This is a genomic window from Pseudomonas sp., from assembly GCF_017744435.1.
Lineage (GTDB): Bacteria > Pseudomonadota > Gammaproteobacteria > Pseudomonadales > Pseudomonadaceae > Aquipseudomonas.
Map to the genome: position 1 here is coordinate 26,545 of NZ_JAGIBG010000026.1, position 13,448 is coordinate 39,992.

Below are 13,448 nucleotides of genomic sequence, written 5' to 3' on the forward strand. Positions count from 1 at the left end.
CCGAAGTTGTGGGGACAAGGTTAAGCTCGCTGGTTTTCCTGGGATGGACTGACCCATGACGGAGCATTATCAGGGGAGCTGCCTGTGTGGCGGCGTACGCTATGAGTTGCTGACCGCGCCGAAGGCGGTGAGCCATTGCCACTGTAGCCAATGCCGGAAAGGGCACGGGGCGGCGTTTGCCAGTTATGGCAGCGTGCCGCGGGAGTCGATGCGGATGCTGAGTGGTGCAGAGTTAGTCAGCGGCTATGCCTCTTCCGAGGCAGTGCGGCGCGAGTTTTGTTCGCGTTGTGGGTCCAGTTTGTTCTGGTCTCGTTCATCAGGCGAGTATTCAGATTGGGTTTCCATCGCGTTGGGAACACTGGATACGGCGTTCACGCCCATTAAGCAGAAACATGTTCACACGGGTGATGTGCTGCTCTGGTGCACTCCATCAGCGCTTCAACGCCTGTGAATTTGAGTGCGCCCTGCGCGCGGGGATGTGTTCGAGACGCATGAGCGGCCGGCCAGTTGGATAACAGCAAGTGAAATCATGTTTGCTTGCCTCGAACCTTTGAATACGCCGCAAGGGCTCCTTTCACAATACGCTCGGCTTGCTCAAGAGAAATGCTGCTGTTCATCGAGAAGCGAATCAAGGCATGTCGTAATGGCGTGGCAGGTGAACAGAATACCGACCCATATACGTCATGGCTCTCCAGTGCGTCGCGAAGCTGCATGGTCTGAGTTTCATCGCCGGCTTCGAGCGCAATAATCTGTTCGCCGATGTTACTCACCGGCAGTCCTGCACCATGGAGTTGTTGTCGTACGCGTTTACTCATATCACGCAGGTGCTCTCGGCGTGACTCCGATGCAGTAATGAAATTCAGCGCCTGCTCTAACCACACTAACTCGTGATCAAGTAGGCTGGAGCTGAAACAGGTCGGATAAGAGGCCATCATGAAGTAATCACGCACGCCATTTGGACAACCAATAAGCCCGGCGCGGCCTGCGAAGGCCTTGGCCAGGCTGACAGTGATGAAATGAACACTGTCCTCCAGACCTAGAGTTTGGGTAACGGTTGCTCCACCCTTGCCGTAAACCCCTAGTGAATGAGACTCGTCGACCACGAGCGCGCTCTGTGTTTGCCTAGCGACAGTGGTGATGTCCCGGAGCTGACAAAGGTCCCCGTTGGTACTGTAGATTGCATCAACCGCAATGATGCCTGGGCCTTTGGAGTGAATCTGCGCCTCAAGGTGGGCAGCATCGTTATGGCGGAATGAGTAGACGGGTGCCCGCACTGCCTGGGCACCGTACCACAGTGACATGTGTGCCATATGATCGAGATAGACGGGTATGTGCGCACTGGCGATTGCCTGCATAAGCCCAGTGTTCGCGGCCCAGCCAGACTGACAGAGAATTCCGTCAGCCGTGCCCATGTACCGGGCCAGCGCCCTTTCCAGGGTACGTGTAGCACTGTTCTCGTCATGAAATACGGGTGACATCAGCACCTGCTTGGGTGCGTTGATCATGGCTTTCGCTTGGGATTTCAGTAGCGAAAGTTCGGAAGAGAGGCACAGGTAGTCATTGCTGGAAAGCCGGATACTGCTGGCCGACGGGGCGGCGCCATGTAGAAGATGGCGGCCTCCCCAAGTGTCTTTGTAACGTTTTTGATTGAACCGCTCCATGCGTTCTTCGATGAACGCTGGAAGCATCACATCAAGTCCATGCTCAGTAACGGCCATGGTGCGTCTCGCAATTTTGAACGTGATGCCATTCAATTACGATCTGCTCAGCTCCGAAACTGGTAGAAATGCCAGGGGCTGCACACTTAAGGCGATTAACCTGCCTGATCTATGGAACAGCAGGCTCAATGCCTCATACCCAGCTCGGCATCATCCATCAGCGCCTTGGCCATTGCGCTTAGATAGTGTGAAGCCCAGATCATCATCGGTTTCTCGTCCATCAGGCCAAGGATGGTCAGTTCCCGCACATAGCCCATGAGTTCCGAGGCCTGTTCGCGGGCATCCTGGCAAGGAATGCCGGGTTCGATGCGGAACAGTGGGTGGGTCTGGTTTTCACCTTGGAAGAAGGTGGTCTTGCCGACAGTGCATTGGGGGTTGTCTGTGGTCATTGTGTAAATCTCCCTGAAATCTCTATTGCCTGGTCTGGCCTCTTCGCGGGCACGCCCGCTCCCACGGGGATACGCGATTCCCTGTGGGAGCGGGCGTGCCCGCGAAGAGGCCAGACCAGCCAGGACATCACCTGAGCCTTAGTGCAAAGTCCGATGCCCAGTGGGCATCTGCACCTGGATCAAAGCGGATTCGAGCAATGCCCGCAGCGCCTCCATCTCATGCATCGAGGCCATCATCAAAATCGACGCCGGTGACTTGGGCTGCAGCAGCAATGCCTGATGCACCACGGTCGTCGCACACAGCGCGTAGTCGGTGGCCTGGATCAGGGTGTCTTCAAGGGAATGAATATCGTGAGGTGGATCGGGGACTATCTTCAGCATCGTAATTAACCGTTATCGAGGCCACCACCTGTCTGCTGTCAAACAGAAGGGTGGCAGCTGTACGTGGGTTGACAGACCGGCGGTTAATCACGCAAAAGTTCCGGCGCACGCAAGCGTGCCCACACGTACAGCCGCCATAGAGTGGAGACCGTCTGCGTGATAGAACCGTCACAGCCTGTCAAAGCTGTATCGCTGAGGTTCAGCGACCAGCCGAGACTAGGGCTAGCCCCACATAGCCGCAACGGAAAACATGCGCTGGGAGTATCTTTGGGAAATGGACTACAAACCAGCGGTTAAATCTGATTCTGAATGCTTCAAGCGTCCCCCAGAAACGCCGCTTCCAACAATTGTTTCGTATAAACATGTTGCGGCGCATGGAAGATCTCCCGCGCATCCCCTTGCTCCACCACATGCCCATGCTTGATCACCATCAACTGATGGCTCAGCGCTTTCACCACCGCCAAGTCATGGCTGATGAACAGGTACGTCAGGTTGTACTTGGCCTGCAGGTTCCGCAGCAACTCCACCACCTGCCGCTGCACCGTGCGGTCCAGCGCCGAGGTCGGCTCATCCAGCAGGATCAGTGCCGGCTTCAACACCAGTGCCCGGGCAATGGCGATCCGCTGGCGCTGGCCACCGGAAAACTCATGGGGGTAGCGATGGCGGGTGCGCGGGTCCAACCCCACTTCCTCCAGCGCCGCAACGATTGCGGCTTCCTGTTCCTCTGGCGTGCCGATCTTGTGAATCCGCAGCCCCTCGCCAACGATATCCGCCACACACATGCGCGGGCTCAGGCTGCCAAAGGGGTCCTGGAACACCACCTGCATTTCCCGCCGCAGCGGGCGCACTGCCTTCTGGTTCATCCCTTCGAGCTGCTGGCCATGAAAGCGAATCCCGCCCTGGCTGGAGATCAACCGCAGAATCGCCAGCCCCAGTGTCGACTTGCCCGACCCGGATTCGCCGACAATCCCCAGCGTCTGCCCCTGGGGCAGGCTGAAGTTGATCCCGTCCACCGCCTTCACGTGGTCAACCGTCTTGCGCAGCAGCCCCTTCTTGATCGGGAACCAGACCTTCAGGTCATTCACCTCCAGCAACGGCGCCCCCACCGGGTTATGCGCTGGCAACCCGCTGGGCTCGGCGTTGATCAGCATCTGCGTGTAGTGATGCTGCGGGGCACTGAACAGCGTGGTGCACTCGGCTTGTTCGACGATCTGCCCGCGCTGCATCACGCACACGCGGTGGGCGATGCGGCGTACCAGGTTGAGGTCGTGGCTGATCAGCAGCAGGGCCATGCCTAACTTCGCCTGCAGCTTTTTCAGCAGGTCGAGGATCTTCAATTGCACGGTTACATCCAGCGCCGTGGTCGGCTCATCCGCGATCAACAGCTCCGGCTCGTTGGCCAGGGCCATGGCGATCATCACTCGCTGGCGTTGGCCGCCGGAGAGCTCGTGAGGCAGCGCCTTCAGGCGCTTGCGCGGTTCGGGGATGCCGACCAATTCCAGCAGTTCCAGTGTGCGCGCTGTGGCTTCCTTGCCGGTCAGGCCCTTGTGCAGCAGGAGGATTTCGTTGATCTGCTTCTCGATGCAGTGCAGCGGGTTCAGCGAGGTCATCGGCTCCTGGAAGATCATCGCGATACGGTTGCCGCGAATACGTTGCAGGGTCTTCTCGTTCTGCTGCAGCATGTCCTTGCCTTCATAGCGGATGCTGCCGCTGGGGTGGCGGGCCAGGGGGTAGGGCAGCAGGCGCAGGATCGAGTGCGCGGTAACGGATTTGCCCGAACCGCTTTCGCCGACCAGGGCCAAGGTCTCGCCCTTGCGGATGTCGAAGCTGATGCCATCGACCACCCGGTTGACCTGCTCGCCGGTGACAAACTCCACCGCCAGGTCGCGCACTTCGATCAGGTTCTGTTCGCTCATTTCACTTCCTCGGGTCGAAGGCATCGCGGGCGGATTCGCCGATGAACACCAGCAGGCTCAGCATGATCGCCAGCACGGCGAAGGCGCTGATGCCCAGCCACGGGGCTTGCAGGTTGGACTTGCCTTGCGCCACCAGCTCGCCCAGCGACGGCGCGCCGGCGGGCAGGCCGAAGCCGAGGAAGTCCAGCGCGGTCAGGGTGCCGATGGCACCGGTGAGGATGAACGGCATGAAGGTCATGGTCGAAATCATGGCATTGGGCAGGATGTGCCGGTACATGATCGCGCCATTGCGCATGCCCAGGGCACGGGCCGCGCGCACGTATTCGAGGTTGCGCCCGCGCAGGAACTCGGCGCGCACCACGTCCACCAGGCTCATCCACGAGAACAGCAGCATGATGCCCAGCAACCACCAGAAGTTGGGCTGCACGAAGCTGGCGAGGATGATCAGCAGGTACAGCACCGGCAGGCCGGACCAGATTTCCAGGAAGCGCTGCCCGGCCAGGTCGACCCAGCCGCCGTAGAAGCCCTGCAGGGCGCCGGCGATGACGCCGATGATGGAGCTGAGCACGGTCAGGGTGATGGCGAACAGCACCGACACACGGAAGCCGTAGATCACCCGCGCCAGCACGTCGCGGCCCTGGTCGTCGGTACCCAGCCAGTTGTCCGCCGAGGGTGGCGCCGGGGCCGGTACGCGCAGGTCGTAGTTGATGCTCTGGTAGCTGAACGGGATCGGCGCCCAGACCACCAAGCTGTCTTTCTTCTCCAGCAGGTCGCGGATATACGGGCTCTTGTAGTTGGCCTCCAGCGGGAATTCGCCGCCGAAGGTGGTTTCCGGGTAGCGCTTGAATGCCGGGAAGTACCACGAGCCGTCGTAGTGCACGGCAATCGGTTTGTCGTTGGCGATCAGTTCGGCGCCCAGGCTCAGGCCGAACAGGATCAGGAACAGCCACAGCGACCACCAGCCTCGGCGGTTGGCCTTGAAGCGCTCGAAGCGCCGGCGATTGAGGGGGGACAGGGCCATGTCAGTGCTCCCGGCTGGCAAAGTCGATGCGTGGATCGACCAGGGTGTAGGTCAGGTCGCCGATCAGCTTCACCACCAGCCCGAGCAGGGTGAAGATGAACAGGGTGCCGAAGACCACCGGGTAGTCGCGGTTGATGGCCGCTTCGAAACTCATCAGGCCCAGGCCATCGAGGCTGAAGATCACCTCGATCAGCAGGGAGCCGGTGAAGAAGATGCCGATGAACGCCGACGGGAAGCCGGCGATCACCAGCAGCATGGCATTGCGGAACACATGCCCGTACAGCACGCGCGGCCGGCTCAGGCCCTTGGCCTTGGCGGTGACCACGTACTGTTTGTTGATCTCGTCGAGGAAGCTGTTCTTGGTCAGCAGGGTCATGGTGGCGAAGTTGCCGATCACCAGCGCGGTGATCGGCAGCACCAGGTGCCAGAAGTAGTCGAGCACCTTGCCCGTGGTGGACAGCTCGTCGAAGTTGTTCGAGGTCAGGCCGCGCAGCGGGAACCAGTCGAAGTAACTGCCACCGGCGAACAGCACGATCAGCAGGATGGCGAACAGGAACGCCGGGATGGCGTAGCCGACAATGATCGCCGAGCTGGTCCAGACGTCGAAGTGGCTGCCGTGGCGCACGGCCTTGGCGATGCCCAGCGGGATCGACACCAGGTACATGATCAGCGTGCTCCACAGCCCCAGCGAGATCGACACCGGCATCTTCTCGGCGATCAGGTCGATGACCTTGGCGTCGCGGAAGAAGCTGTTGCCGAAGTCCAGCGTGGCGTAGTTCTTGACCATGATCCACAGGCGTTCGGGCGCCGACTTGTCGAAGCCGTACATGTGCTCGATCTCGGCGATCAGCGCCGGGTCCAGGCCCTGGGCGCCGCGGTAGCTGGAACCGGCCACCGAAACTTCGGCGCCGCCGCCGGCGATGCGGCTGGTGGCGCCCTCGAAGCCTTCGAGCTTGGCGATCATCTGTTCCACCGGGCCACCGGGGGCGGCCTGGACGATGATGAAGTTGATGATGAGGATACCGAACAGGGTCGGGATGATCAGCAGCAGGCGGCGCAGGATGTAGGCCAGCATGTCAGTTGGCCTCGTCTGCAGGGGCTTCGGTGACCGCTGGGGTCACGTTGGGCTTGATCCACCAGGTGTCGATGCCGACGTCATACTTCGGCGATACCTTGGGATGGCCGATGTGGTTCCAGTAGGCCACGCGCCAGGTCTTGATGTGCCAGTTGGGGATCACGTAGTAGCCCCACAGCAGCACGCGGTCCAGCGCACGGCAATGGTCGATCAGGCTCTGGCGCGAGTCGGCATTGATCAGCTCTTCCACCAACTGGTCGATGGCCGGGTCGCGCAGGCCGATGAAGTTGCGGCTGCCGGGGTTGTCGGCGGAGGTGCTGCTCCAGTACTCGCGTTGTTCGTTGCCAGGCGAGTTGGACTGGGAGAAGCCGCCGACGATCATGTCGTAGTCGCGCGAGCGCAGGCGGGTGATGTACTGCGAGACATCGACGCGGCGGATGTTGAGGTCGATGCCCAGGTCGGCGAGGTTGCGCTTGAACGGCAGCAGGATGCGCTCGAACTCGGTCTGTGCGAGCAGGAACTCGATCACCACCGGCTTGCCCTGGGCGTCGACCATCTTGTCGTCGACGATCTTCCAGCCGGCTTCCTGCAGCAGCTTGTAGGCCTTGCGCTGTTGCTCGCGGATCATGCCGCTGCCATCGCTGACCGGGTTGTGGAAGGCCTCGCTGAAGGCCTGCTCGGGCACCTTGCCGCGCAGCGGTTCGAGGATCTTCAGTTCATTGGCGCTGGGCAGCCCGCGGGCGGCCATTTCCGAGTTCTCGAAGTAGCTGCCGGTGCGGGTGTAGGCGCCGTTGAACAGCTGCTTGTTGGTCCACTCGTAGTCCAGCAACTGGCTCAGCGCCTCGCGCACGCGCACGTCCTGGAACAGCGGGCGACGGATGTTGAAGACGAAGCCCTGCATCCCTGTGGGGTTGCCGTTGGGCAGCTCTTCCTTGATCAGGCGGCCTTCGCGGACGGCTGGCACGTTGTAGGCGGTAGCCCAGTTTTTCGCGCTGATTTCCAGCGCGTAGTCGAATGCACCGGCCTTCAAGGCTTCCAGGGCGACGGCGGTGTCGCGGTAGGAATCGAAGGTCATGGCGTCGAAGTTGTAGAAGCCGCGGTTGATCGGCAGGTCCTTGGCCCAGTAGTCCTTGACCCGCTCGTAGCGGATGGTCCGGCCAGCCTTGACCTCGGCAACCTTGTACGGGCCGCTGCCCAGGGGGATTTCCAGGTTGCCGCGGTTGAATTCGCGGTTTTCGTACCAGTGCTTGGGCAGCACCGGCAGTTGGCCGAGGATCAGCGGCAGCTCGCGGTTGTTGTTGTGCTTGAACTTGAACAGCACTCGCAGCGGGTCTTCGGCGATTACCTCGGCGACGTCGCCGTAGTACTGGCGGTACAGCGGTGCGCCGTCCTTGATCAGGGCGTTGAAGGTGAACACCACGTCCTCGGCGCGCATCGGATGGCCATCGTGGAAGCGTGCCTCGGGGCGCAGGTAGAAGCGCACCCAGCTGTTGTCCGGGGCCTTTTCGATCTTGCCAGCCACCAGGCCGTACTCGGTGAACGGCTCATCCAGGCTCTGGCGCATCAGGGTGTCGTAGATGATGCTGACGTTATCGGCCGACACGCCCTTGCTGATGAACGGGTTGAGGCTGTCGAAACCACCGAAGCTGGACTGGCGGAAGGTGCCGCCCTTGGGCGCGTCGGGGTTGACGTAGTCGAAGTGCTTGAAGTCAGCCGGGTATTTCGGCGGCTCGTCGTACAGGGTCAGCGCGTGTTGCGGCGCGGCCAGCGCGGGCAGGCTCAGGCAGGCGCACAGCAGGCTGCAGGCCAGGCGTAGCGTCGGCTTCATTGGGCTTTCTCCGAAGGCTTTATCCACCAGCTGTTCAGCCCGAGGGTGTAGGGCGGCGTGGTGACGAAGGCGAACCGGTTGCGGTAGGCCAGGCGGTGATTGTCGAGGTACCAGTTGGGGATCATGTAGTACTGCCATGAAAGCACGCGGTCCAGGGCGCGGGCGGCGGCGACCTGGTCGTCGCGGGTGCGCGCGGCCAGCAGGGTGTCGAGCAGGTGGTCGACCACCGGGTCCTTGACCCCAGCATAGTTCTTGCTGCCCTTGGTCGAGGCCTGGCTGGAATGGAAGTACAGCCACTGTTCGAGGCCCGGGCTCAAGGTCTGGTTCAGGGTCATCAGGATCATGTCGAAATCGAACTGGTCCAGGCGTTGTTTGTACTGGGCACGGTCCACGGTGCGCAAGCGCGCGTCGATGCCGATGCTGGCCAGGTTTTCGACATAAGGTTGCAGGATGCGTTCGAGGCTCGGGTTCACCAGCAACAGCTCCATGCGCAGCGGTTGGCCCTTGGCGTTGACCAGGCGCTGGCCGTCGAGCTTCCAGCCGGCCTGGTTGAGCAGACCCAGGGCCTGGCGCAAAGTCTGGCGGCCAATGCCACGCCCGTCGGTGTGGCTGACCTGGTAGGGCTGGGTGAACAGCTTGTCGGGCAGCTGGTCGCGGAACGGCGCCAGCAGCAGCCATTCCTTGCCGGTGGGCACGCCGCTGGCGGCGAACTCGCTGTTGGGGTAGTAGCTGGTCGCACGGCGGTAGGCGCTGCTGAACAGCGCACGGTTGGTCCACTCGAAGTCGAGCATCAGCCCTAGCGCCTGGCGCACCCGCGGGTCGCTGAAGGTGGCCCGGCGACTGTTCATGAACAGGCCCTGGGTCTGGGTAGGGATCTGGTGCGGGATCTGCGCCTTGATCACCTCGCCACGGCGCACGGCCGGGAAGTTGTAACCGTTGGCCCAGTTTTTCGCCTGGTGCTCGATATAGATGTCGAACTCACCCGCCTTGAACGCTTCGAAGGCCACGGTGGCATCGCGGTAGAACTCGTACTCGACGCGGTTGAAATTATACTTGCCGCGGTTCACCGCCAGGTCCTTGCCCCAGTAGTTCTTCACCCGCTCGAACACCAGGCGCCGGCCAGGTTCCACCTGGGTAATGCGATACGGCCCACTGCCCAGCGGCGGTTCGAAGGTGGTGGCCTCGAAGTCGCGTTTTTGCCAGTAGTGCTTGGGCAATACCGGCATTTCGCCCAGGCGCAGGATCAGCAGTGGGTTGCCGGCGCGCTTGAAGACGAAGCGGATGCGCAGCGGGCCGAGGATGTCGACGCGCTGTACCTCTTGCAGGTTGGTGCGGTAGATCGGGTGGCCTTGCTTGAGCAGGGTGCGGTACGAGAACGCCACGTCGGCGGCGGTGATCGGCGCGCCGTCATGCCAGCGGGCTTCCGGGCGCAGGTTGAACACCACCCAGCTGCGGTCTTCGCTGTACTCCACCGAGCGGGCGATCAGGCCATAGCTGGAAGTGGGCTCGTCACCGGACGGGTCGTACTGGCCGGTACCGACCATCAGCGTTTCGTTCAGCTCGCTGACGCCATACTGCAGGAAGTTCGGCGTGGTGACCGGGCTGGTGCCCTTGAAGGTGTAGGGGTTTAGCGTATCGAAGGTGCCGAATGCCATGGCCCGCAAGGTACCACCCTTGGGCGCTTGCGGGTTGACCCAGTCGAAGTGGGTGAATGTGGCTGGGTACTTGAGCGTGCCGAACTGCGCGTATCCGTGGCTTTCGCTCACCATCGCGACGGCGGGGAAGCTCAAGGCCAGGCTGAGTGACAGCAGGAGGGGACGTATCAAGTCGGCATCCGATCCAGAGGCGTTGGGCTTTGGTCGGGGTACAGTAACAGCTTGCCGGGTATGGAAAAAGAGTGGGGTCTAGGGGATTGCTAAGGGCCGCATAGCGGCCCTTCGTCGTGTATCAGTGCGACAGATAGACGGTCAGCGTCTGGCCTGGCTTGAGCGCATGCCCACTGCGCGGGTTCCAGCGCTTGAGGTGCTGCATCTCAACGTTGAAACGTTTGGCTACAAGATAGAGGGAATCACCCTTGCGCACCTTGTACTGGGTGGAGCGTTGCCCGGAGTCGGCCACCCGATTGCCTGCGGCGCTCGGCGCGCTGCCGCCGCGCAGGGCCAGGACCTGGCCAGCCTTGACGCGGTTGCCCGGCAGTTTGTTCCAGCGCTGGAGGTCCTTGACCGCAACCCGGTTGGCCTTGGCGATGCTGCTCAGGCTGTCGCCACGCTTGACCCGGTAGCTGCGCGCAGCAGGCGCCTTGGCTTCGGCCACGGCGGCGGCAAACACGGCCTTGTTCGGCTGCAGGCTGACCAACTGCTCGGGCTTGAGGTTGGACAGGCTGTCGCTGAGCAGTTGCGCCTTGGCAGTCGGCACCAGCAGCTGCTTGGGGCCATCCACGGTCATGCGCTTCTTGAAAGCCGGGTTGAGCTGGATCAGTTCGTCTTCGTCGATGTTGGCGAAGGCGGCGACCCGCGACAGGTCGAGGCGGTCGTTGATGGCCACCGCTTCGAAGTAGGGCTCGTTGGCGATCGGCGTAAGGTTCACACCGTAGGCTTCAGGCGTGGACACCACTTGCGACAGTGCCAGCAGCTTGGGCACGTAGTCACGGGTTTCCTGCGGCAGTGGCAGGTTCCAGTAATCGGTGGGCAGGCCGAGCTTCTCGTTGCGCTCGATGGCACGGCTGACGGTGCCTTCGCCCGCGTTGTAGGCCGCCAGGGCCAGCAGCCAGTCGCCGTTGAACATGTCGTGCAGGCGGGTCAGGTAGTCCAGTGCGGCGTTGGTCGACGCGGTGATGTCGCGACGGCCATCGTAGAAGTTGGTCTGGCGCAGGTTGAAGTGGCGACCGGTGGCCGGCATGAACTGCCACATGCCTGCCGCACTGGCGCGCGAGTAGGCCATTGGGTTGTAGGCGCTCTCGATCGCCGGCAGTAGAGCGAGCTCCAGCGGCATGTCGCGCTCTTCGAGGCGCTCGACAATGTAGTGCAGGTAGAGGCTGCCGCGCTCGCCGGCGCTCTCGAGGAACGTCGGGTTGCTGGCGAACCACAGGCGCTGCTGCTCGATGCGCGGGTTGACGTCGATGTTGTCCTGCAGGGCGAAGCCCTGACGCATGCGCTCCCACACGTCCTGCGGTGGTTCGGCCGGTTTGACCGCCAGTGGCGAGGGCTTGTGCTTGATCCGTGCCTGGTAGTTGTGCGCGCGAACGCTGTCGGCTTCGTCGAGCTGACGGGTACTCTGGCAGCCCACCAGGGTGGCGGCCAGCGCCAGCGCACTGATTTGGGCCAGGCGCGTCAGGGCGACTGAATGAGCGGTTCTGCGGCTACGGGAAGACATCGGCTGACACAGGTTTCCGGGCGAAAAATTTCGGCGATTCTAGAAACCGCTCCCGCCTGGGTCAACCGTTGTGAACCCTCTGCGATATATCTTGAGGTTATCAGAAGGTGTCCTTCCAAGACCTCAAAGCAGCAAAAACAGTGACCTGCGAGTCGTTTGAATGTCCCTTCCATTCGTCTGCTTTTTGTTTAACTAATGTTTCAGCGGTACGCAGGAAGGGGTTGGTCAGGCGCTCGAGACCGATCGTTGATGGCAAGGTGATGCGATTTTCGGCGCGCAACCGGGTAACGTCTTCGAACCGCTGCAGAACGTGCGGGTTGGTGGGCTCCACGGCCTTGGCGAAGCGCAGGTTGCTCAAGGTGTATTCGTGGGTGCAATAGACTTCGGTCTGCGCCGGCAGTGCTGCCAGTCGGGCGAGGGCAGGCTGCATCTGTTCCGGCGTGCCTTCGAACATGCGCCCGCAGCCAGCGGCGAACAGGGTGTCGCCGCAGAACAGCAGCGGTGTTGCCGGCTGGTCGCTGAAGTAGGCGATATGCCCGAGGGTATGGCCCGGCACGGCGAGAACCTGGAAGGTCACGCCCAGCACGCTGACCTGGTCACCCTCGTCCAGTGCCAGGTCGCGGCCCGGGATCTGCTCGCGGGCCGGGCCGCAGACGCGGGCACCGGTCTTTTGCTTGAGGCGTTCGACACCGCCGACATGGTCATGGTGGTGGTGGGTCACCATGATGGTGTCCAGCGCCCAGCCGGGGTTGGCGGCCAACCAGGCCTCCACCGGGCCGGCATCGCCGGGGTCGACCACCGCGCAACGGCGTTTGGCAGTATCCTGTAACAACCAGATGTAGTTGTCGGAGAAAGCGGGAAGAGCGTCGATCTGTATCATGGTGCGGATCCGTATCGCCAGGCGTGGCACATGAGGGCATCTTAGCCGCGATGGCGCGGAGCGAGAACCTTCGAGGGAGAGCGCAATGACCGACCAAGCCTTTGCTCAGGCCGACCCGGAATGGGTCGAACTGATCAGCCTGGCCCGAGAGTGGTTCAACGGCCCACTCGGCCAGCTGATGTTGAAGGAAGAGGAAAAACTGCTGGAAGAAGAGCTCGGGCGCTTCTTCGGTGGCTACCTCGTGCACTATGGCCCCTGTGCCGAGACGCCGCCCAGCGCGCCTCAGGTGCAGCGTAATGTGCGCCTTGGTGCACCGCTGCCGGGGGTGGAGATCGTCTGCGAGGAGCAGGCCTGGCCTTTGAGCGAGCACGCCGCCGATGTAGTCGTGCTGCAGCATGGCCTGGACTTCAGCCTGTCGCCCCATGGCCTGTTGCGCGAGGCCGCCAGCGCGGTGCGCCCGGGCGGGCACCTGCTGATCGTCGGCATCAACCCCTGGAGCGGCTGGGGCATGCGCCATTTCTTCAGCCATGGTGCCCTGCGCAAGGCGCGCTGCATCTCGCCGTCACGGGTCGGCGACTGGCTCAACCTGCTGGGCTTCGCGCTGGAGAAACGCCGCTTCGGGTGCTATCGTCCGCCGCTCACTTCGCCGGCCTGGCAGCAACGCCTGGCAGGCTGGGAACGGATGGCGGGCGGCTGGCAGAGTGCCGGCGGCGGGGTCTACCTGCTGGTGGCGCGCAAGATGGTGGTCGGCCTGCGGCCGTTGCGCCAGGTGCGCCGCGAGCCGATGGGCAAGCTGTTGCCGCTGCCGCTGGCCAAGGTCAACCGCAGCGCCGCCAACCCGGATACCGAAAAGCACTGAACATGAGTG

The 13,448-nt window shown here is 62.3% G+C and carries 12 protein-coding genes; 2 read left to right on the forward strand and 10 right to left on the reverse strand.

Translation table 11 applies throughout. The features are described from left to right. Positions 1–55 precede the first annotated feature (55 nt). Positions 56–451, forward strand: a complete 396-nt coding sequence (locus tag J7573_RS17525) for a GFA family protein (protein ID WP_294337885.1) — start codon at positions 56–58, stop codon at positions 449–451. Positions 452–527: 76 nt separating this feature from the next. Here the strand turns inward: J7573_RS17525 and cqsA are convergent, their stop codons facing one another. The 10 genes from cqsA to gloB form a co-directional block, all read right to left on the reverse strand. Beyond that, a complete protein-coding gene (gene cqsA, locus J7573_RS17530; protein WP_294337887.1) occupies positions 528–1,754 on the reverse strand; it encodes an alpha-hydroxyketone-type quorum-sensing autoinducer synthase in 1,227 nt (408 codons plus the stop codon). A gap of 89 nt (positions 1,755–1,843) precedes the next feature. Further along, positions 1,844–2,107: a DUF3077 domain-containing protein gene (locus tag J7573_RS17535; protein ID WP_294337890.1), complete on the reverse strand. Its 264-nt coding sequence runs from the start codon at positions 2,105–2,107 to the stop codon at positions 1,844–1,846. 138 nt (positions 2,108–2,245) lie between these two features. Further along, positions 2,246–2,488 (reverse strand): hypothetical protein, encoded by a 243-nt coding sequence (locus tag J7573_RS17540; RefSeq protein WP_294337892.1) that lies wholly within the window; start codon positions 2,486–2,488, stop codon positions 2,246–2,248. Between the two features lie 314 nt (positions 2,489–2,802). Then, the gene (locus J7573_RS17545) at positions 2,803–4,404 is read right to left on the reverse strand and encodes an ABC transporter ATP-binding protein (RefSeq protein ID WP_294337894.1); all 1,602 of its coding nucleotides are present in this window, start codon (positions 4,402–4,404) and stop codon (positions 2,803–2,805) included. 1 nt (position 4,405) lies between these two features. Beyond that, on the reverse strand, positions 4,406–5,425 hold the full coding sequence (locus J7573_RS17550; protein ID WP_294337895.1) for an ABC transporter permease: 1,020 nt from the start codon (positions 5,423–5,425) through the stop codon (positions 4,406–4,408). A gap of 1 nt (position 5,426) precedes the next feature. After that, on the reverse strand, positions 5,427–6,500 hold the full coding sequence (locus J7573_RS17555) for a microcin C ABC transporter permease YejB (protein ID WP_294337897.1): 1,074 nt from the start codon (positions 6,498–6,500) through the stop codon (positions 5,427–5,429). A gap of 1 nt (position 6,501) precedes the next feature. After that, positions 6,502–8,328 carry an extracellular solute-binding protein gene (locus J7573_RS17560; protein WP_294337898.1) on the reverse strand — a complete coding sequence of 609 codons (1,827 nt, stop codon included), beginning with the start codon at positions 8,326–8,328 and terminating at the stop codon, positions 6,502–6,504. Further along, positions 8,325–10,097, reverse strand: coding sequence for an extracellular solute-binding protein (locus J7573_RS17565; protein ID WP_294338075.1), 1,773 nt, complete (start codon positions 10,095–10,097; stop codon positions 8,325–8,327). Before J7573_RS17565 ends, J7573_RS17560 begins: the two co-directional genes overlap by 4 nt. 178 nt (positions 10,098–10,275) lie before the next feature. After that, entirely contained in the window at positions 10,276–11,700 is a 1,425-nt protein-coding gene (locus J7573_RS17570; protein ID WP_294337900.1) for a lytic transglycosylase domain-containing protein, read from the reverse strand. A 100-nt stretch (positions 11,701–11,800) separates the two neighbouring features. Then, a complete protein-coding gene (gene gloB, locus J7573_RS17575; RefSeq protein WP_294337902.1) occupies positions 11,801–12,580 on the reverse strand; it encodes a hydroxyacylglutathione hydrolase in 780 nt (259 codons plus the stop codon). 85 nt (positions 12,581–12,665) lie between these two features. Here gloB and J7573_RS17580 point away from each other — a divergent pair, with 85 nt between their 5' ends. Beyond that, complete coding sequence (locus J7573_RS17580; protein WP_294337905.1) at positions 12,666–13,439, forward strand: methyltransferase domain-containing protein; 774 nt, start codon at positions 12,666–12,668, stop codon at positions 13,437–13,439. Positions 13,440–13,448: the final 9 nt, after the last annotated feature.